Source organism: Specibacter sp. NPDC057265 (genome assembly GCF_042668835.1).
GTDB lineage: Bacteria > Actinomycetota > Actinomycetes > Actinomycetales > Micrococcaceae > Specibacter.
On record NZ_JBHUYE010000008.1, the window covers coordinates 125,442 to 144,352 of the forward strand.

The following is an 18,911-nucleotide window of genomic DNA, read 5'->3' on the forward strand; positions in this document are numbered from 1 at the left end:
GGACTCGGTGTTCTTCACCTTCCTGTTTCCCATCATGATGCTCTCCATCTTTGCCGTGGCCTTCAGCAACAGCGGCAATGTTGGCACCAGCCCGGATGGCAGCGGCGGAATTTCGCTGGCGGCCTTCTATGTGCCCGGGATGGTGGCGGCCGGCATGCTGCTCAGTGGTGTGCAAAACCTTGCCGTGGACATTGCCGCGGAAAAAAGCGACGGCACCCTCAAACGGCTCGGCGGCACGCCTTTGCCGGTCTTTTCCTACTTCATGGGCAAGATTGGGATGGTGTTCATCAGCGCCACCTTCCAGGTGGCGCTGCTCCTGCTGGTGGCAAAAGTGGTTTTCAATGTGGACTTTCCCACCGAAGCCGGCAAATGGGCCACCTTTGCCTGGGTGTTTGTGCTTGGCGTCATCACCAGCTGCGTGTTGGGCATTGCACTCTCCGCACTCCCCCGCACAGGCAAAAGCGCAACTGCCGTGGTGATCCCCATTGTGCTGCTGCTGCAGTTCATCTCAGGGGTCTATTTGGATTTCTCGCAACTGCCGTCATGGCTGCAGAATTTTGCCAGCATCTTCCCACTCAAATGGATGGCCCAGGGCATGCGCTCGGTGTTCCTGCCGGAGGGTTTTCAATCTCTGGAGCCAGGTGGCGCCTGGAACTTGGAACTGATGGCGGCTGTCTTGGCCGGGTGGCTGGTGGTGGGATTGATCCTGTGCCGGCTTTCGTTCCGCTGGATCCGCAAGGACAGCTAAGGGGTCAGTAGTAGACGGCCAGCGGCCCGCGGGGGCCGTCGATGACCTGCACGGGGGTGTCAAAGACCCGGCTGAGCACCTCGTCGTTCATGATTTGCGCCGGAGTGCCAAATTCCACCACCAAACCGTCCTTGACGGCGCAAATGTGGTCGGCGTAGTGCCCGGCAAAATTAATGTCGTGCAAAACTATGACCACCGTGCGGCCCAGTTCCTGGGCGGCCCTTTGCAGCATTTGCATCATTTGAGCCGAATGCTTCATGTCCAGGTTGTTGAGCGGTTCATCCAGCAGCACATGGTCGGTCTCCTGTGCCAACACCATGGCCACGTAGGCGCGCTGGCGCTGGCCGCCGGAGAGCTGGTCCAGGTAGCGGTTCTCCAGCTCGTTCAGGTTCAAAAAGTCGATGGAGCGGCTGATGATTTCCTCATCTGCGCGGTTCAACCGGCCGCGGGAGTGTGGAAAGCGGCCAAAACCCACCAGTTGGCGAACCGTCAGCCTCGCCACAAAGTGGTTTTCCTGGCGCAGGATGGCCACAATTTTGGCCAGGTCCTTGGATGAGGTGCTGGAAACGTCATAGCCGGCAATTTCAATGGCACCGGCGTCCAGGCCCAGAAGCCGGCCAATCATGGTCAGCAGGGTGGACTTGCCGGCCCCGTTGGGACCCACCAGGGCTGTGATGCCGCCGGAGGGGATCTGCAAGGTCACCGGGCCAATGGAGACTTCACTGCTGTAGCTTTTGGAAACATCGGTCAGCGTGATCACAGGCGTCCCTTTCGGAGTATGAAGAACAGGAAGAGCGTTCCGCCCACGGCCTCAATGAGGATGGAGACCACACCCTGGGCATAGAAGATGTTTTTCATGACGAAGTAGGCCCCGGAGAGCACCACAAAGCCCACCAGCACCGCCACGGGGAAAACATATTTGTGGTCGTAGCTGTCCGCCAGCTGGTACGCCAGGGTGGCCACCAGGAAGCCCAGGAAGGTCATGGGCCCCACCAGGGCCGTGGAGGTGGCCATCAGGATCGAGACCAGGAACAACACCCGCATCACCTCGGCGCGGTGGTTCAGTCCCAGGTTGTTGGCCGTGTCCGCACCCAGGGCAATGACGTTCAGCCGCTTGGCGTTGAGCAGCAGCAGGATGCCGGCTCCCAGGCACAGGGGGATGGCAATGGGCAGGTAACTGACGTCGGCATTGGAGACGGACCCAAAGAGGCGGGCAGCGAGGATGTCAAAGTCGCTGGGGCTGAGCAGGCGCTTCATGAACGCGGAAATGGAGCCCAGCCCGCCACCAATGATGATGCCCACCAGCAGCATGATCTGCAGGTTCCCGTACCGGCCCGAGAGCAGCCAGCCATAGAGGGCCATGGACAGTCCCACCATGATGACAATCTGCAAAATGAACTGCGGCACGCCCGCCATCATGACCAGCCCGCCGGCGCCGAGCAGGAAGATTGCCCCGGTCTGCACAGCCACGAACAGGGATTCAAAACCCATGATGGAGGGCGTGATGATGCGGTTGTTGGTGGCAGTCTGGAAGCTCACGGTGGCCATGGCCTGGCAAATGGCCACAATGGCCATGACCAGAATGTTGGTGGCGCGCAGTTCCGCAATACGCCAAAATCCCACGGATCCCACGGGCATGGGGTTTTCCCAGGCGAGCAGGCCAAAGGCGAAACCCACTGCCAGGAGAATCAAAATGCTCAAAATGACCCAGTACCGCCGGCGCACCCCGGAGGTGGGCAGCGGGCCTGACTGGCGGCCGGCGTGATGTTTTGCAGCCCCCGGCGCCTCGGGGCCGCGCATCAAGGTGCCCTCAGCCACGACGACGCTGCTTCAACAGCAGTGAAATAAAGACCACTGCACCAACAATTCCCAAAATCAAGGACACTGGAACCTCAAACGGCATGATGATGGTGCGCCCCACCAGGTCACAGACGGTGACGGTGGCAATGCCCAGCAGGCACACCCAGGGCAGGTTCCCGCGGAGGTCGTCCCCGCGGAACATGGAGACAATGTTGGGCACTATCAGGCCCAAAAACGGCAGGTTGCCCACCACCACCGTGACCACGCCGGTGGCGATGGCAATGAGCCCGGTGCCCAGCAACATGATCTGGTTGTAGTTCAAACCAACATTTGTGGCCACTTCCTCGCCCAGGCCGGCCACGGTGAACCTATCGGCCACGAAAAACACCGCAACACCCACCAGTGCCACTATCCACAACACCTCATACTGTCCGCGGAGCACCGAGGTGAAGCTGCCGGCAAACCAAATTCCCAGGCTTTGGAGCATGTTGGTCTGCAGGGCCACGAAGGTGGAGACGGCGCCCACCACGGCACCGAGCATGATTCCCACAATGGGCACCGTCAATGATGCCTTCAATGAGACCCGGCGCAGGAACAGGAAGAAGATCATGGTGCCAATGAAGGCAGCCACCACCGCCCCCGTCATCTTGACCAGGATGCTCGCATTGGGGTTGATGATCATGACTGCCAACAGGCCCAGGCCGGCCCACTCGGTGGTGCCCGTGGTGGTGGGTTCCACAAAACGGTTTTGTGTCAGCAACTGCATGACCAGCCCGGACATGGCCATGGCGGCCCCGGCCAGAACCAGCGCAATGGTGCGTGGAATCCGGGTGACTGCAAACATTTCCCCGCCGTCCTTGCCGCCAAAGATGTCATAGACACCTGTGAACAGGGACAACACCAACAGGGCGCCCACAAGGGCAACACCTATCAGCAGGCTGGGTTGAAAGAGTTTGCCTTTGGTGGCAACGCCCGTGGTGGTCATCGTGCAGCAGTCCTTTCAGAACGTGCCTGGACACAGTACAGTGGCAGACCCGTCCACAGAGGAAGGATCTGCCACTGGGCAAAAGTGCGTGGAGCCTACTTTGCCTCGAGGGCGTCGGCGAAGCTGTTCAGGAATTCGGTGTAGGTCTGGATGCCTTCATTGGTGTAGGTGTCTGCCGGCATGAACACAATGTTGCCATCCTTGCTCGCCGTGACGTTTTTCAGGGCGGCGGAGCTTTGCAGAACCTCATTGGCCGGCTTGTAATCGGCGTTTTTGGCGGAGATGGCCGCGTCGCGGTCCATCACCAGCATCCAGTCAGGATTGGACTCGGCAATGGCTTCCACGGAAATGTCATCGCCCTTGTGGTCCGTGCTGGACTTCTCGACCTCCAGCGCCGGGGTCAGTTCCAGGAAATCAAAGAGCGGGCCCAAGGTGCGTCCCGTAACGGGGGCTGCGTAGTTGATCTTGCCGCCCGAGGCGATCAAGCCCATGACGGTGTCTTCCTTGTTGTAGGCGGCCTTGACCCGGGCCACGGCAGCATCAAAGTCGTCATTGATGGCCTTGGCTTCGGCCTGCTTGCCAAAAACCTCGCCCAAGACGGTGGTCTGGCGTTTGAGCTCGGCGTCAAAGGGCTCGCCTTCGCGCGGGTCCAGGGAAAGCACTGTGGCGTTGGGGGCCAGCTTGGTGAAGTCGTCCTGGAACTGTGTGAAACGCTGTCCGTTGACAATGACGTCAGGATCCACGGCAACGATGGCTTCAAGGTCCGGCTCGTTGTGGGTGCCCAGGTCAATGATGGAAGTGTCGGTCTTGTACGGGCTGGTGGCAGGCATCAGGGCCACGGCCCCCGCTGCCAGCTTGATGTCCCATGCGGCCAGGGTTTCAAAGGTCCTGTTGTCGGTGGCAACCACGGACTTGGCCGGAGTGGAAATGGTGTGCGAACCGTTGTTGTCCTCAATGGTGACCGACGTTGAGGCATCGGCGACCTCCGTCGTGGCGTCCGTGGAAGCACCGCAGGCAGTCAAGGCAAGTACAGCGGTGGTGGCGGCGAACGTCATCAGGCGCGTCTTCAACATCGTTTTCTCCAAGTTATTAGCTTAGGCAATCCTTATAAGTGCCTCCAATGAAACTAGTCCACGGAGAAATAATTGCGCAAGTTATGTGTAGCGTAATGCCTGTGACGCTGCTCACCATGGACTGCGGCGATAGTCTTGACACATGGTCACCGATGCAATCTCTGCGCTGCTTACTCCTGCCGGCTGGGAGCTTTTGGCTTCCTTGGGGCCCTACCGCGAGGCGGATTCACTCAAACTCAATGAGTCCCTGCGCAAGGCCGGACACTCTCCCGAGCTGGTGGCGGCGGCACTGACCCAGGCGCGGCTGCGCGCCAAGGCGCAGAGCAAATTTGGTGAGTTTGCCCAGCAAATGCTGTTTACTGCCCCGGGCCTGGAACAGGCCACCCGGCTCAGCATTGCCGCGCTGCATGCCCAGAGGTTCACGACGGCGGCCATCACCTCCGTGGCGGACCTGGGCTGCGGCATTGGCGCGGATTCACTGGCCATGGCCAGCCTGGACATTGACGTCACGGCCGTGGAAATGGATGAGGTCACCGCCGCCTGCGCCACCGTGAACCTCATGCCCTTCCCCCATGCCCGCGTGGTGTGCGGGCGCGCGGAGGAGATTGATTTATCCCATGTTGAGGGCGTTTGGCTGGACCCGGCCCGGCGCACCACCAGCACCAGCGGGACCACCCGCCTCTTCGATCCCGAAGCTTTCTCCCCGCCCCTGTCCTTTGTGGAGGAATTGGCGGATTCCGGCAAGGCAGTGGGCGTCAAAATGGGCCCGGGCATTCCGCATGAAGCCCTCCCGGCCACCGCCGAGGCCCAGTGGGTGTCCCTGGACGGGGACGTGGTGGAGGCCGGGCTGTACTTCAACGCCCTGGCCCGCCCGGGCGTTTGCCGCGCGGCATTGGTCATGGGCAGCAGGGGCGCCCATGAGCTGAGCAGCGCCGTCCCTTACGAACCGGGCAAGCAGGACGCCGAAGTGGGAGCCGTTGCCGCCTACCTCTATGAACCTGACGGCGCCGTCATTCGTGCCGGACTGGTGGCGGACCTGGCCCGCAGCATGGGTGCACACTTGATCGATCCGCACATTGCCTACCTCAGCTCCGACGCCCACGTGGACACCCCCTTTGCGCGCGCCTACAAGGTCCTTGAGGTCAAAGCCCTCAACGTCAAGGCGCTCAAGGCCTGGGTCAAGGCCAACCGCATTGGCGTGCTGGAAATTAAGAAACGTGGCATTTCCATCACTCCGGAGGAGCTGCGCCGCCAATTGCTCACGGGTTCCGGCAAGGGTCCCAACAAGGCCACCTTGGTGTTGACCCGCCTGGGGGATGAGCGGGTGGCCATTGTGGTGGAACCCCACTAGCCGCCGGCTATTGGCGGCGGGAAAATTCCGAAGCCGCACGCACCAGTTCGGCGTTGGGGCGGACCCCGGTGTAGAGCACGAACTGCTCTTCCGCCTGGAGGGCAATGACCTCGGCGCCTGTAATGAGGTGCTTGCCGGCCGCCTGCGCGGCCTTGACCAGTGGAGTTTGCGCCGGCAGTGCCACCACGTCAAAGATGAATTGGGCGTGGGCAATGGCCCCATCACTGAAGGACTGCACCATTTCGTCCTTGCCGGCCATCCCCAGCGGGGTGGCATTGATCAGCATGCCGGCGGTGGCCCCGGCCACCTCGGGCAGCCAGTCGAACCCATACAGCGCGGCCAGCGCCCGGCCCCGCTTTCCATTGCGGGCCACAATGCGCACCTGCGTGAATCCGGCGTCGTGAAGTGCGGCCGCAACGGCTTTTGCCATGCCGCCGGAGCCGCGCAACAGGACAGTGGAGTCCGGATCAATGGCGTTCCCGGCCAACAGGCGGGCAATGGCGAGGTAGTCGGTGTTGTAGGCAGTGAGCACACCGTGGTCATTGACGATGGTGTTCACGGAGTCGATGGCCAAGGCGGAGGCGTCCATGACGTCCACCAAGTCAATGACGTCCTCCTTGTACGGCATGGACACGGCCGCGCCGCGGATGCCCAGCCCACGGATTCCCGCCACCGCCTGGGTCAGGTCCGTCGGGGCGAAGGCCTTGTACATGAAGTTCAGGCCCAGGGCATCGTAAAGGTAATTGTGGAAGCGGGTGCCAATATTGCTGGGGCGCGCAGCCAGGGAAATACACACTGTCATGTCTTTATTCAGGATCGGCATGCTTTCATTGTGCCCGGTGTTCCTGAACTACAATCAAGAAGCAGCCGGCGCCTTGCCGTGTTGCGCCAAGCTTTACACCATTGCCAAAGGGGCGTTGCAGTGCAGATTGATTTCGCGAAATCCGAGCGGTCAACGCTGGGATTGGAATGGGAAATTGCGCTTGTTGACACCGAAAGCGGTGAACTTGCCGCCCGGGCCGACGATGTCTTCAAGAACATTTCCGCCGCGGACCCCGAGGCCATGGCCGACGGCGAACACCCCCACATCAAGGGTGAAATGCTGCAGAACACTGTGGAATTGGTCACCGGCGTCAATCACACCGTGTCCGAGGGCACCGAGGATTTGCGGCGCAGCTTGAACATTGTGCGTGCGGCCTCCAAGCCGCTGGGCCTTGATCTGCTCTGCGCCGGAACGCATCCGTTCAGCAATTCCCGCACCCAGGCCGTCACCGACAAGGCCCGCTATGCCAAGCTGGTGGACAGGACCCAGTGGTGGGGCAGCCAAATGCTCATTTATGGGGTGCATGTCCATGTGGGTTTGGATCATGTCTCCAAGGCGATGCCGGTATTGGATGGCCTGGTCAATTACTTCCCGCATTTTCAAACCCTTTCGGCCTCCTCCCCCTACTGGAATGGGGAGGACACCGGCTACGCCTCACAACGGGCCCTGATGTTCCAACAGCTTCCCACTGCGGGCCTGCCGTTCCAGTTCCCCGACTGGGCCGCGTACGAGTCCTATGTGCAGGACATGTTCACCACCGGCGTCATTGATGCCACCAATGAAATACGCTGGGACATCCGCCCGGTGGCCAACCTTGGCACCATTGAAATGCGCATTTGCGACGGCATGTCGTCCCTGAAGGAAATTGGCGCTGTTGCGGCCTTGACGCAGTGCCTGGTGGAGGACTTTTCCAACACGCTCGACGCCGGCGGCACCATCCCCACCATGCCCCCCTGGCACATTCAGGAAAACAAGTGGCGTGCCGCCCGGTATGGCCTGGATGCCATCATCATTCAAAACGCCGCCGGCAAGGAGCGCCTGGTCACCGAGGATCTGATGGAACTGTTGAACAAGCTTGAGCCCGTGGCCGCGAAGCTGGGCTGCGCCACGGAGCTGGCGAGCGTGGCGGACATCATTGACAATGGTGCCGGCTACCAGCGCCAGCGCCGCGTGGCCGCAGCCCACCATGGTGAGCTGCGGGCCGTGGTCCGTGAATTGGTCGCCGAGATGGCCGCCAACTAGGCGTTGTTGCCGCCGGCCGGGGCCGTGCGGACCACCATCTTGCCGGTGTTGGCTCCGCGCATCATGTCCAGCAGGGCGTCCACGGCGTGGTCAATGCCGTCAACGACCGTTTCGTCATAGGCGATCCTGCCCTCGGTGAACCAGCCCGTCATGAGCTGGTTGAACTCCGGGGCCAGGTCCAGGTGTCCACCCAGGGTGAATCCCTGCAGCTTCAGGCTGCGGGTGATGATGTTGGCCATGTTGTCAGGCCCCAGCTTGCGCCCGGTGGTGTTGTACCCGGCGATGGCCCCGCACAGCGCGGCCCGGCCGCCGGGGTTGAGCACGTCCAGGGCCGCTTCCAGGTGGTCTCCGCCCACATTGTCAAAGAAGACGTCGATGCCTTCGGGTGCGGCAGCCGCCAGCATTTCCCGCACGGAACCGGTCTTGTAGTTGAATGCCGCGTCGTAGCCGTACTTCCCGGTCAGGAGCGCAACCTTCTCATCGCTGCCCGCCGAGCCAATCACACGCTTGGCGCCCAGCAGCCGGGCAATCTGTCCGGCAGCGGTGCCCACGGCCCCGGCCGCGCCGGAAATGAAGACGGTGTCCCCCGCCTGCAGGCCTGCGATCCTGCTCAGGCCCACGTAGCCGGTAAGCCCGGTCATGCCGAGGATGCCCAGGTACAGCGACAGCGGCACCCCGGGCAGTTCCGGAACGATTTTGAAGGCTGCCGCGTCTTCCTGGACCACGTCACGCCAGCCAAATTGATGCAGCACCACGGAGCCGGCGGGAATGTCCGCGCTGGCGGATTCCACCACCCTGCCAATGGCGCCCCCGGTCATGGTCTCACCCAGGCCATAGGGCGCGGCGTAGCTTTTGGCGTCGCTCATGCGTCCGCGCATGTACGGGTCCACGGACATGAACTCGTTGGCCACGCGGATCTGCCCGGGCGCCAGGGGCGCCAGCTCCACCTGGACAGTGCTGAAGTCATTGGCTGTGGGCCATCCCACCGGACGTGAAGAGAGCTGGATTTGGGTGCTGACAGAGTGGGTCATGGTTTGTGCTTTCTCTCGGGGGCAGGGGGTGCGTGGACAGTTTCAACGGCTAGTCAAGGGCGCCGGGTCCTGATTTCCAGCACCCATGGTTTATTATGGACTGACCAGTTCACTATATATTGAATCAATCGATCCACAAAATGGGGGGACCATGGGACGTGTGCAGTCCTTTGAGACCCAGGACGTCATCCGTGCTGCGCGGACGGTGTTTTGGGAGCACGGCTACGAGGATGCCTCGCTGCCCGATTTGGAACGTGCCACCGGGCTGAGCCGCTCCAGCATTTACCATGCCTTTGGCAGCAAGCGTGGTTTGTTCGATGCGGCACTGAGCAGCTATCTGGGCGAGGTCATCCGGCCCAGGCTCCTGCCGCTGAATGCGCCGGCCGTTGCCCCGGAAGCCATTGTGGAGTATTTCACGGGCCTGCGGGCGGCGCTGGCGCGGCGCGGAACATTGTCAGCGGAGAATGGCTGCCTGCTGTTGAATGTGGCGGGGGCGCCCATTTCCAACGAAGCCGCCGTCGGCGCCGTCATTGCCACGTACCGGCAGGAACTGGGCGAGGCGCTGCTGCGCGGAATCACCGCACACCGCAGCGAACTCGATGTTGCCGGCGCACAGCAGCTGGCCTTGATCCTGAGCTCCCTGGTCATCGCGGCCATGACGCTTGCCCGCGTGGACAATCCACAGTCGCTGGCCACCTTGGACGCGGCGCTGATCCTGCTGGAGCGCTAGAAACCGGCGGCTGCCGGCTACAGGCTGATGCTTGTCACCGGCAGGGAGGAATCCGGGGCAAAATCCAAGGCACTCGGGGCCACCTTATGAATGACCAGCTGGGCCCCGAGGGCCGCCGCCATGGCGCCGTTGTCGGTGCACAGTGACATTTTGGGCACCAGCAAGGTGATGCCGGCCGCCTCGCAGCGCTGCCGCGCCAGCTCGCGGAGCCGGGAATTGGCAGCCACTCCCCCGCCCAGCAGCAGCGTGGTGATCCCCTGCTCCCGGCACGCCAGCACGGTCTTGGCAGTGATGACATCCAACACCGCTTCCTGAAAGGAGGCGGCAATGTCAGCGGCGGGGACCTCTTCACCGCGGGCCTCGAAACCCTCAACGCAGCGCGCCACGGCAGTCTTCAGTCCCGAGAATGAGAAGTCGTAGCGGTGCGGACCGGGTTTTTCCGCCGTGCCCATGTACTTGGGCATGGTCAGCCCGCGGGGAAAACGGAAGGCCTTGGCGTTGCCGGTGCAAGCGAGTTTGTCGATCGCCGGCCCGCCCGGATAGCTCAGGCCCAGCACGCGCGCCACCTTGTCAAAGGCTTCGCCCGCGGCGTCGTCAATGGTGGCTCCCAGCAACTGCACATCCGCGGCAATGTTGTGCACCCGCAGGATCTCCGTGTGCCCCCCTGACACCAGCAGCGCCCCGAGGTTCTGGGGCAGGGCCCCGTCGCTGTACCGGGCCGCGATGGATTCATCCAGCAGCCCCACACCCACATGGGCCACCAGATGGTTGATGGCATACAAGGGCTTCCCGGTGGCCAGGGCCAGCGCCTTCGCCGCACTCACGCCCACCATCAACGCTCCGGCGAGGCCCGGCCCGCTGGTGACGGCAATCGCGTCGATGTCATTGAGCGCCACCCCGGCCTCGGCGAGCGCCTGCTGGAGCGTGGGGACAAAGGCGTCCAGATGGGCCCGGGAGGCAATTTCCGGGATGACCCCGCCAAAGCGCACATGCTCGGCCATGGAGGAGGAGACGGTGTTGGTGAGCAAGGTGGTGCCACGCACCAGCCCCACGCCCGTCTCATCACAGGATGACTCAATGCCTAACACCAGCGGTTGGCTCATGACGGGTCCTCCAAAATGGGGTGTGTGGGCGACGGATCCAGACGCAGACGCATGATGAAGCCGTCGGAGCCGTCGCGGTAGTAGCGGGGCCGGGTGTGGATGTGTTCAAAACCGAAGCGGCGGTACAGTTCCTGGGCCCGCGGGTTGATGGAACTGACTTCCAGCATCACGTCTTCGGCGCCGCGCCGGGCGGCTTCGGCAATGAGTTCGCCCAGCATGGCCCGGGCGTAGCCGCGGCCCTCATAGGCGGGCAGGACACCGAGGGTTTGAATGTCGCCAAGGGGCGGCAGGCACATGAGCCCGGCATAGCCCACCGTCTGGGCCACGCCGCCGCTGCCGGGAATTTCCGCCACAATGTAGCGGCGGCTTTGTGGCTGGGCCAGCTCGTCCTCGAACATTTGCCGGGGCCAGCTGTCGACGCCGAAGAGCTCGCGGTCCAGCACGGCCACCAAATCCAAATCGGCGGGTGTCATGTCCCGCAACGTCATCGCCCCGGCGGCGCCCGTGCTGCCTGTGGTGTCTGTGCTGCCTGTGGTGTCAGGGCTGCCTGTGGTGTCAGGGCTGCCTGTGGTGTCAGCCATGGTTACAGTGCCCGCTTCCTGGGTCCGGGCACTTTGGCGTCCGATTCGCGCAGGTACAGCGGGGTGGAGTCAAGCAGCCCCGCCTGCTCCAGGGAGCCCGCAGCCCTGATTTTGCGTGCTGCCGCGCGCCCCAGTTCCACCGCCGTGGGTTGTGCGGTGGCGAAGGCTTCATGCACCTGGCAGCCGTTGGCCGCCAGCACTTCACGGTACAGCCCGGCACCGGCGCCAAACACGGGAAGGTCCCGGAGCTCATGGGCAGGACCCACATGGGGGCCGTCAAGCAATTGTGCATTGGCGCTGTACCTGGCCCAGTACACTTCCTTGCGGCGCGCGTCGGTGGCAATGATGAAGTCGCCCGTTGCCAGCGGCCCCACGGCGCGGCCGTTGTGCTTCGCGGCGGTGTCAAAGACCTGCTGGGCCAGGGCGTCAAGGCTCATCATGGCGTACAGCGGCACGTTCCAGGCAAAGCTCAGTGCACGGGCCATGGCAATTCCGGAGCGCAGGCCAGTGAACGGTCCAGGTCCCGTTCCCACCACCACGCCCGCCAGCTGGGGGCCTTCGCTGACGGCGTCAGTGAACAGTGAGCTGATGCCCGGTGCCAGCACCTCTGCGTGGCTGCGGGTGTCGGCGACCGCAAAGTTCGCCACCACCGTGCTGGGACGCACCGGATCCAGCAGGTCAAGGTCCAACAGCGCTGCGCTGGCAACGGCTGAGGTGTCAATGGTCAAAAGCCTCACGTTGTGCCCTTCTCCTGGCTTGCTGTCTGCCCCAACACCGCAAAATCGACTCCGTGCCAGCGGGGGCCGCAGGCACTCAGTCGCAGGGTGCGCGGTTCGTCGTCGTCGCCTTCGACATCAAAGCTTGAATCCCCGCCCGTCCCGTCCACCGGATCGTGGCCGGGACCGGCGGAGGCACTGCCGCTGGCGCGCAGCAACTCAATGTCCAGCCGGCTTTCGGCCAGGTGTTCCACGCGGTCCACCCCCCATTCCACTACCGTGACGGAGCTGTCCAAGGTGTTTTCCAGGTCAATGTCATCAATTTCACCGCTGCTGGACAGCCGGTAGGCATCCACATGGACCAGGTCCGGGCCGCCCGGATTTGGTCCATCGGGGAGATTGGGATGGATGCGCACCAGGACAAAGGTGGGTGAAATGATGCCTTCCCGGACCCCCAGACCACGGCCAAGGCCTTGGGTGAAGGTGGTTTTGCCGGCCCCCAGCCCGCCGCTGAGAATGATCAAATCACCTGCCCGCAGCAGCTGCGCCAATTGGCCCGCCAGCTCCTGCGTCTGCGCAGCTGTGCCGGTGGCGAATTCCCACGTCCTCACTGCAGTCCCCAATCGTAGCTGCGCGGCACCCGGGAGCTGATGCGGGTGACAATTTCATAATTGATGGTTCCCGCGGCCGCAGCCCACTCTTCCACGACGGGCCCGCCGTCGAGCCCGTTGCCAAACAGTTTGGCGGTGGCCCCGAGTGCCGTGCCGGCGGCCACCCCGGCCCCGGTGAAGGCCGTGCGGGCCTGGGGACCCAAGTCAATCACCATCTGGTCCATGGCTATCCGGCCCACCACGGGATAGGTGGTGCCATTGACGCGCACTGGACCGCCGCTGGCGATGCGGGGAATGCCGTCGGCATAACCCAGCGGCACCAGCGCCAGGGTGGTGTTGTTGGTGCTGGTGTAGTTCAGCCCGTAGGAGACCCCCTGCCCGGGCGGCACATCCTTGCACAGCGCTATTCTGGTCTGCAGCGTCATGGCCGGGACCAGTCCCAGCTGGGCCGAGGTGCGGTCGGCGAAAGGGGACAGCCCGTACACGCCCAACCCCACCCGCACCATGTCAAAGTGGGTGTCGGGCCGGGACAGGGTGGCGGGGGTATTGGCAATGTGCCGCAGTTCAATGGCGGCACCGAGTTCCTCGGCGAGCGCCACGGCGTCCCGGAAACGTGCCAGCTGTTCATCGGTTTCGGGCCGCTGCGGCTCATCGGCCACGGCGAGGTGGCTGAAGACGCCCACTATCCGCAGCAGGCCCTGGTTTTGGTAGGCCACGGCGGCCGCCACAAAGGCCGGCCAGTCCTCCCGGGAGCAGCCATTGCGGCCCAGGCCGGTGTCAATCTTTAGGTGCACGCCTGCCGGGTGTTGCAGTTCCCGGGCTGCGGCGGCAATTTCATCCAGTTCCCAGCCGGAGCAGCCCAAATCGACGCCCTGGGCCACGGCGGCGTGAAAGTCGGTGCCGGGGGTGTGCAGCCATGCCAAAATGGGTGCCTCCACGCCTGCCGCGCGCAGTTCCAACGCCTCGCTGACATGCGCGGTGCCGAGCCAGCTGGCACCTGCCTCCACGGCGGTGCGGGCCACTTGGAGCATGCCGTGGCCGTAGGCGTCGGCCTTGACCACGGCCATGACCTGGGCAGGCGCGGCAAGGTTGCGCAGATGCCGGATGTTGTTGGCTATGGCGGACAGGTCAATGATGGCTTGGCGTTCCGGACCGGAGGCGGCTTCGGGAACTGGCGCAACTAAGTGGCTCACCCAGCCATTTTAGGGCACTTTCCGCGCCGTCCCCTAAAAGCCGGTGCGTCCTGGGCCCCGGCGGCATGCGCGGGTAGGCCAGTTGCCGCGTCAGTGGCAAGATTGATTCAAGCGTGCGCATCGGCCTTCGGCAGCTGCGTCAAGTCATCAGGAAAGGGAAGCCATGCATCAGGTCCGGCGGGTTGCCATGCTCTCCCTGCACACCTCCCCCTTGGAACAGCCCGGCGGTGGGGATGCCGGCGGCATGAACGTCTACGTGCGTGCGCTGGCGTTGAAGCTGGCCGCCGCGGGCGTCCTGGTGGACATCTACACCCGCCGCACCAGCGCCGGGCAGCCCGCCACGGTGGCAGTGGCCCCGCACGTTGCAGTCCACCACATTGCGGCCGGGCCCTACGGCGAGGTCTCCAAGGAGTCGCTGCCGGAACTGATCCATGAAATGGCCGACGCCGTTGCCGCCCACATTTCATCCCTCACCACGGCCCCGGCCCCGGCCGGGGCGCAGGAGGTCAATGTGCTGCACTCCCATTACTGGGTTTCCGGGATGGCAGGGCTGCTGGTGGCCAAAATGCTGGACCTGCCGCTGGTGCACACCATGCACACCATGGCACGGGTGAAGAACCACCATCTGCAGCCCGGGCAGAGCGCGGAGCCGGGCATCCGCGAAGACGGGGAGCAGCATATTGTTGCCGGTGCCACACGGCTCATCGCCAACACCACCGCCGAGGCGGCCGAGTTGGAACGGCACTACGACGGCTGCGAACAGCGCATTGACGTGGTCTCGCCCGGGGTGGATTTGAACGTTTTCAAACCCGCCTTCCGGGACAGGTCGCGGAAGGAGCTGGGCGTGGCGCCGCAGCGCTTCCATGTGGTGTTCGCCGGCCGCCTGCAGCGGCTCAAGGGCCCGCATGTGCTCATCAAGGCCGCTGCCCTGCTGCGGCGCGAACGCCCCGACATTGATCTGCAGCTGACGTTTCTGGGGGCCCGCAGCGGCAGTGACAAGTATGACCTCCCCGCCATGATCGCCGATGCCGGCCTGACCGGCAGCGCCACTGTCCACCCGCCCGTCGGCCCGGAACAGCTGGCCCACTGGTACCGCAGCGCGGATGTGGTGGCGGTGCCTTCCGCCAGCGAATCCTTTGGCCTGGTGGCCTTGGAGGCGCAGGCCTGCGGCACGGCCGTGCTGGCCACCAACGTGGGCGGCCTGCCGTGTGCTGTCAGCGATGGCCGGACGGGCCTGTTGGTAAAGGGCCGCTCGGCCGGAGCGTGGGCGCAGGCCATTGCCTCCCTGCATGACTTCCCACAGACCCGGGCGGACATGGGCCGGGCAGCGTCGGTGTATGCGCAGTCCTTTGGCTGGGAGCGGACCGCCGCAGACACCATGGCCAGCTACGACTACGCCCTGAAGTACCAGCACCTCACGCCGCCGGGCTGCTAAACGGCAAAGCGGCGCCGTCCTTTTGGCCCAGCCCCCGTGCCCCGGGCTGTCTTTTTGACTAGTTTTCCCGCCCGGGATTGTGAAACAGCTCACAAATTGTGCCCCGGTGGGTAGCATCAGGCTGGTGACGACGGCTGCTGCCATGCACCCCTTGCTGCAGGCCCCCGCGGACGCCACATGCATGTCCTGCGGGCAAAGACGCCCGGAGGGATCCTGCTGAAAGGTTCAACGCACCATGAAACGAACGGGGAAAACCCTTTTCCGCGGCCGCAGCTGGCTCAAGGCCGCCGCCTTTGGCGCCGGCGTGCCGCTGCTGCTGGTTTCCACAGCCGTCCTGCCGGCGGCTGCCCAGCCCGCACCTCTGACCGGGACGGTGCCGGCCCAGCCCGCACCCTCCGCCCTTGACCCCCTGCTGTACCAGGCCGGCCGCTACATTGTGGTCATGGCCGAGCAGCCCATTGCCATGTACGACGGCGGAACGCCGGGGCTTGCCCCCACCAAACCGCAGCCCGGCCAGAAGCTCGATGCCGCACGCCCGGAGGTCCAAAAGTATCAGGCACATTTGGAGACCGAGCAGAGGAAGGTGGCCCAGGCTGGGAATGTGAAAGTCAAACGGACCTTTACCGCAGCCCTCAACGGCTTCTCCGCGGATTTGTCCGCCGGGCAGGCGCTGGCCCTGGCCAAGGATCCGAAGGTTCTTGCCGTGGCCGCCGACACTGAAAACACCCCTGATTACTCAAGCACCGACTTCCTGGGCCTCAGCGGCCCCCAAGGCAGCTGGAACAGCTCCTTTGGTGGCGTGGAGAAGGCCGGAGAGGGCGTGGTGGTGGGTGTCATTGACAGCGGCTACACGCCGTCGAGCCCGTTCTTTGCCGGTTCTCAAGTGGCACCGCTGACAGGTGATCCCCAAGTTGGCGTCCCGTACCGCACCGGGGACGGCAAAATTGCCATGCTCAAGGCCAACGGTGAAACTTTTGCCGGGGAATGCCCGGCCGGGGTTGGCAGCGGCGCGGACTTTGACGGCACTGCGTGCAATTCCAAAGTGCTCAGCGCACACTATTTTGCCGATGACTTCACCCGCTATGTGGCTGAGGAGGACCGCTCGCCCCTGGAAGTGCTCTCCCCGGTGGATGTTTCCAGCCACGGTACACACACCGCCAGCACGGCTGCCGGCAACGCCAATGTGGAAGCCAGCATTGGTGGGCGCAACCTGGGCATCACCGGCGGTGTGGCGCCCGCGGCCAAGCTCGCCGTTTACAAGATCTGTTGGGAGGACAACGACCCGGGCACGGGAGGCTGCTACTCCTCCTCCGCCGTGGCCGCCATCAACCAGGCCATCCTGGACGGCGTGGATGTGCTGAACTATTCAATTTCCGGCAGCACCTCCTCCACCACGGATCCAGTGTCGCTGGCCTTCCTCTCTGCGACTTCGGCAGGCATTTTCGTTGCCGCCTCGGCCGGCAACTCCGGACCCGCGTCCGGCACCGTCAATCACGGTGCGCCCTGGGTGACCACGGTGGCCGCCACCTCCTTCTCCTCCGAGCTGCAGGGCACGGCGGAGTTCTCCGATGGCAGCAAGTTCCGCGGCGCCAGCATGATGACCGCCAGCCTGCCGCCGCGCCCGGTGGTTCTTGCCGCGGCGGCAGCCGCGGCCGGGGCCGTGGACGCGGAACTTTGCGGACCCAACACCCTGGACCCTGCCAAGGCCACCGGCAGGGTGGTGGTGTGTGACCGCGGCGTCATTGACAGGACCGCCAAGAGCGCCGAGGTCAAGCGCGCCGGCGGGGTGGGCATGATCCTCACCAACGTCACAGCTTCCTCTGAAGACGTGGATCTGCATGCTGTGCCCACGGTCCACGTGAACCCGCCGGCCTCCCAGCAAATCAAGGACAAGGTCACGGCGGACCCCGCCATCCTGGTCGCCCTGGTCGATTCAGACACCACCGGGCTGCCCGCGGCACCGCAACCACAAATTGCCGGTTTCTCCTCCCGCGGACCGCTGGGCGCCGCCGGATCCGATCTGCTCAAGCCCGACCTCGCCGCCCCCGGCGTGGCAGTGCTGGCAGGTGTTGCCCCGCTTGCCGCCAATGGTGAACAGTTTGGCATGATGTCGGGCACGTCCATGGCATCCCCGCATGTTGCCGGCTTCGCGGCCCTGCTGCGGGCCAAGAACCCCACATGGTCCCCCGCTGCCGTGAAATCGGCCATGATGACCACCACCAATTCCGTGGTCAATGCCGACGGCAGCAGGAACACCGACGTCTTTGCCACCGGTGCCGGGCAGACCGCCGTCGTCAAGGCCCTGACCCCGGGCCTGGTCTATGACGCCGGTGACACCGAGTATCTGCAGTTCATTCAAGGCACAGGCATTGACCTGGGCATGGGCGACCTGGGCAGCACCGCGCCCCGGGACATGAACCTGGCCTCGATGGCGGTGGCGTCCCTGGCCGGGAAGGTTACCGTCACCCGCACCGTGACGGCACTGAAGGCGGGCCTGTACCGGGCCACGGCCGCCGTGCCCGGCGTCAATGTCAAGGTCACCCCGTCAGTGCTGAACTTCCCGGCAGCGGGTGAAAAACGCACCTTCAAGGTGACTTTTGAAAACTCGACGGCGGCCCTGGGCAAGTTCGCCATGGGCTCGCTGACCTGGCAGGGCGCCGGCAGCACCGTCACCTCACCCGTGGCCGTGCGGCCGCTGCCGGTGCTGGTGGATCCGGAGGTGGCCTTGACCTCAACTCAGGCCACCGGCACCGGCACCATCCCCGTGGTCTCGGGGACCAACGCTCCGGTGAATTTGACCCTGGATGGTTTGTCCAAGGCCGATTCCACAGCCATTGAACTGGTTCCCGGACCGCTGGTGGTGGGAAGCGATGAATCCAACTTCATCAAGGAGGTCGTCGTCCCCGAAGGCACCACCTTGGCAAAGTTTCAGGTGCTTTCCGCTGACCCCAACGTTGATTTTGACATGATAGTTTTCAATCCCGACGGTGGTTTCAGTGATGTCCGCACTGCCTCGGCCAGCGAGACGCTCACCGTGAAAAACCCTGCGCCGGGTACGTACACGGTGCTGGCCAACCTCTACCCGGGCGGTGGCGACGGCCCGGCCAAGGCCACTGTTGACGCCGCGGTCCTGGGCGCCAATGTTGGCAACGCCACCGTCACACCGAACCCACTGAAGCTGGCCAACGGCAAATCCGGCACGGTCACCCTCAGTTGGCTGGGATTGGAGCCCGGCGCCTATCTGGGCCGCATCTCCTTCGGCAAGGCAGGCACCGAGACCTTTGTGTCCCTCATCATTGCCCCGAACGGGGATGTGGTGGCGCCGGGCCAGGACGGGCCCAACAAGGACAAGCCGGTCAAGGACAAAAAGGCCCTGACGATCTTCCCCGACGCCGGGCCCCCAACAGGGCAACTGCGCTGACGTGCCTTCCCACCCTCCCAGGGAAAGGCACGGCGCCGGCCCGGCAGATTGTTGCCGGGCCGGCGCCG

17 protein-coding genes are annotated in these 18,911 nt (G+C 64.1%); 6 read left to right on the forward strand and 11 right to left on the reverse strand.

Going from position 1 to position 18,911, the window contains the following annotated elements; genetic code table 11:
• Positions 1 to 7: 7 nt before the first annotated feature.
• Positions 8 to 748 (forward strand): ABC transporter permease, encoded by a 741-nt coding sequence (locus ACFUCV_RS08300; RefSeq protein ID WP_380814455.1) that lies wholly within the window; start codon positions 8 to 10, stop codon positions 746 to 748.
• 4 nt (positions 749 to 752) lie between these two features.
• On the opposite strand, the gene ACFUCV_RS08305 is transcribed toward ACFUCV_RS08300, so the two are convergent.
• From ACFUCV_RS08305 to ACFUCV_RS08320, 4 genes are all read right to left on the reverse strand, one after another.
• Positions 753 to 1,508 carry an ABC transporter ATP-binding protein gene (locus ACFUCV_RS08305; protein WP_380814458.1) on the reverse strand — a complete coding sequence of 252 codons (756 nt, stop codon included), beginning with the start codon at positions 1,506 to 1,508 and terminating at the stop codon, positions 753 to 755.
• Complete coding sequence (locus tag ACFUCV_RS08310; protein ID WP_380814499.1) at positions 1,505 to 2,548, reverse strand: iron chelate uptake ABC transporter family permease subunit; 1,044 nt, start codon at positions 2,546 to 2,548, stop codon at positions 1,505 to 1,507. The genes ACFUCV_RS08305 and ACFUCV_RS08310 overlap by 4 nt, the downstream gene beginning before the upstream one ends.
• Before the next feature lie 10 nt (positions 2,549 to 2,558).
• A complete protein-coding gene (locus ACFUCV_RS08315; protein ID WP_380814460.1) occupies positions 2,559 to 3,533 on the reverse strand; it encodes an ABC transporter permease in 975 nt (324 codons plus the stop codon).
• A gap of 95 nt (positions 3,534 to 3,628) precedes the next feature.
• Positions 3,629 to 4,606 carry a siderophore ABC transporter substrate-binding protein gene (locus ACFUCV_RS08320; RefSeq protein ID WP_380814501.1) on the reverse strand — a complete coding sequence of 326 codons (978 nt, stop codon included), beginning with the start codon at positions 4,604 to 4,606 and terminating at the stop codon, positions 3,629 to 3,631.
• 142 nt (positions 4,607 to 4,748) lie between these two features.
• On the opposite strand from ACFUCV_RS08320, the gene ACFUCV_RS08325 reads away from it, so the two are divergent.
• Entirely contained in the window at positions 4,749 to 5,957 is a 1,209-nt protein-coding gene (locus ACFUCV_RS08325; protein ID WP_380814462.1) for an SAM-dependent methyltransferase, read from the forward strand.
• 7 nt (positions 5,958 to 5,964) lie between these two features.
• On the opposite strand, the gene ACFUCV_RS08330 is transcribed toward ACFUCV_RS08325, so the two are convergent.
• Positions 5,965 to 6,780, reverse strand: coding sequence for a shikimate 5-dehydrogenase (locus ACFUCV_RS08330; RefSeq protein ID WP_380814464.1), 816 nt, complete (start codon positions 6,778 to 6,780; stop codon positions 5,965 to 5,967).
• A 99-nt stretch (positions 6,781 to 6,879) separates the two neighbouring features.
• Between ACFUCV_RS08330 and ACFUCV_RS08335 the strand changes: the two genes are divergently transcribed.
• Positions 6,880 to 8,022: a glutamate--cysteine ligase gene (locus ACFUCV_RS08335; protein ID WP_380814466.1), complete on the forward strand. Its 1,143-nt coding sequence runs from the start codon at positions 6,880 to 6,882 to the stop codon at positions 8,020 to 8,022.
• Here ACFUCV_RS08335 and ACFUCV_RS08340 read toward each other — a convergent pair.
• Positions 8,019 to 9,053 (reverse strand): NADP-dependent oxidoreductase, encoded by a 1,035-nt coding sequence (locus tag ACFUCV_RS08340; RefSeq protein ID WP_380814468.1) that lies wholly within the window; start codon positions 9,051 to 9,053, stop codon positions 8,019 to 8,021. The two genes, ACFUCV_RS08335 and ACFUCV_RS08340, sit on opposite strands and share 4 nt — an antisense overlap.
• Before the next feature lie 151 nt (positions 9,054 to 9,204).
• Here ACFUCV_RS08340 and ACFUCV_RS08345 point away from each other — a divergent pair, with 151 nt between their 5' ends.
• Complete coding sequence (locus tag ACFUCV_RS08345) at positions 9,205 to 9,783, forward strand: TetR/AcrR family transcriptional regulator (RefSeq protein WP_380814470.1); 579 nt, start codon at positions 9,205 to 9,207, stop codon at positions 9,781 to 9,783.
• A 17-nt stretch (positions 9,784 to 9,800) separates the two neighbouring features.
• Here ACFUCV_RS08345 and tsaD read toward each other — a convergent pair whose 3' ends face one another.
• The 5 genes from tsaD to alr form a co-directional block, all read right to left on the reverse strand.
• A complete protein-coding gene (gene tsaD / locus ACFUCV_RS08350) occupies positions 9,801 to 10,886 on the reverse strand; it encodes a tRNA (adenosine(37)-N6)-threonylcarbamoyltransferase complex transferase subunit TsaD (RefSeq protein ID WP_380814473.1) in 1,086 nt (361 codons plus the stop codon).
• Positions 10,883 to 11,374, reverse strand: coding sequence for a ribosomal protein S18-alanine N-acetyltransferase (gene rimI / locus ACFUCV_RS08355; protein ID WP_380814504.1), 492 nt, complete (start codon positions 11,372 to 11,374; stop codon positions 10,883 to 10,885). Before rimI ends, tsaD begins: the two co-directional genes overlap by 4 nt.
• Before the next feature lie 95 nt (positions 11,375 to 11,469).
• Positions 11,470 to 12,204: a tRNA (adenosine(37)-N6)-threonylcarbamoyltransferase complex dimerization subunit type 1 TsaB gene (tsaB, locus tag ACFUCV_RS08360; RefSeq protein WP_380814475.1), complete on the reverse strand. Its 735-nt coding sequence runs from the start codon at positions 12,202 to 12,204 to the stop codon at positions 11,470 to 11,472.
• Positions 12,201 to 12,794 (reverse strand): tRNA (adenosine(37)-N6)-threonylcarbamoyltransferase complex ATPase subunit type 1 TsaE, encoded by a 594-nt coding sequence (gene tsaE, locus ACFUCV_RS08365; protein ID WP_380814478.1) that lies wholly within the window; start codon positions 12,792 to 12,794, stop codon positions 12,201 to 12,203. Before tsaE ends, tsaB begins: the two co-directional genes overlap by 4 nt.
• A complete protein-coding gene (alr, locus tag ACFUCV_RS08370) occupies positions 12,791 to 13,987 on the reverse strand; it encodes an alanine racemase (protein WP_380814481.1) in 1,197 nt (398 codons plus the stop codon). The genes tsaE and alr overlap by 4 nt, the downstream gene beginning before the upstream one ends.
• Before the next feature lie 163 nt (positions 13,988 to 14,150).
• Between alr and mshA the strand changes: the two genes are divergently transcribed.
• Entirely contained in the window at positions 14,151 to 15,422 is a 1,272-nt protein-coding gene (gene mshA / locus ACFUCV_RS08375; RefSeq protein ID WP_380814484.1) for a D-inositol-3-phosphate glycosyltransferase, read from the forward strand.
• 235 nt (positions 15,423 to 15,657) lie between these two features.
• Positions 15,658 to 18,843: a S8 family serine peptidase gene (locus tag ACFUCV_RS08380; RefSeq protein ID WP_380814486.1), complete on the forward strand. Its 3,186-nt coding sequence runs from the start codon at positions 15,658 to 15,660 to the stop codon at positions 18,841 to 18,843.
• The last annotated feature ends 68 nt before the right edge of the window (positions 18,844 to 18,911 follow it).

Excerpts from the sequence above, each read along its gene's own strand:
- ACFUCV_RS08380 (WP_380814486.1), top strand. The coding sequence starts at position 15,658 with ATGAAACGAACGGGGAAAACCCTTTTCCGCGGCCGCAGCTGGCTCAAG.
- ACFUCV_RS08315 (WP_380814460.1), bottom strand. The coding sequence starts at position 3,533 with ATGACCACCACGGGCGTTGCCACCAAAGGCAAACTCTTTCAACCCAGC.
- ACFUCV_RS08310 (WP_380814499.1), bottom strand. The coding sequence starts at position 2,548 with ATGCGCGGCCCCGAGGCGCCGGGGGCTGCAAAACATCACGCCGGCCGC.
- tsaD (WP_380814473.1), bottom strand. The coding sequence starts at position 10,886 with ATGAGCCAACCGCTGGTGTTAGGCATTGAGTCATCCTGTGATGAGACG.
- ACFUCV_RS08330 (WP_380814464.1), bottom strand. The coding sequence starts at position 6,780 with ATGCCGATCCTGAATAAAGACATGACAGTGTGTATTTCCCTGGCTGCG.
- rimI (WP_380814504.1), bottom strand. The coding sequence starts at position 11,374 with ATGACGTTGCGGGACATGACACCCGCCGATTTGGATTTGGTGGCCGTG.
- ACFUCV_RS08340 (WP_380814468.1), bottom strand. The coding sequence starts at position 9,053 with ATGACCCACTCTGTCAGCACCCAAATCCAGCTCTCTTCACGTCCGGTG.
- ACFUCV_RS08320 (WP_380814501.1), bottom strand. The coding sequence starts at position 4,606 with ATGTTGAAGACGCGCCTGATGACGTTCGCCGCCACCACCGCTGTACTT.
- ACFUCV_RS08345 (WP_380814470.1), top strand. The coding sequence starts at position 9,205 with ATGGGACGTGTGCAGTCCTTTGAGACCCAGGACGTCATCCGTGCTGCG.
- ACFUCV_RS08325 (WP_380814462.1), top strand. The coding sequence starts at position 4,749 with ATGGTCACCGATGCAATCTCTGCGCTGCTTACTCCTGCCGGCTGGGAG.
- mshA (WP_380814484.1), top strand. The coding sequence starts at position 14,151 with ATGCATCAGGTCCGGCGGGTTGCCATGCTCTCCCTGCACACCTCCCCC.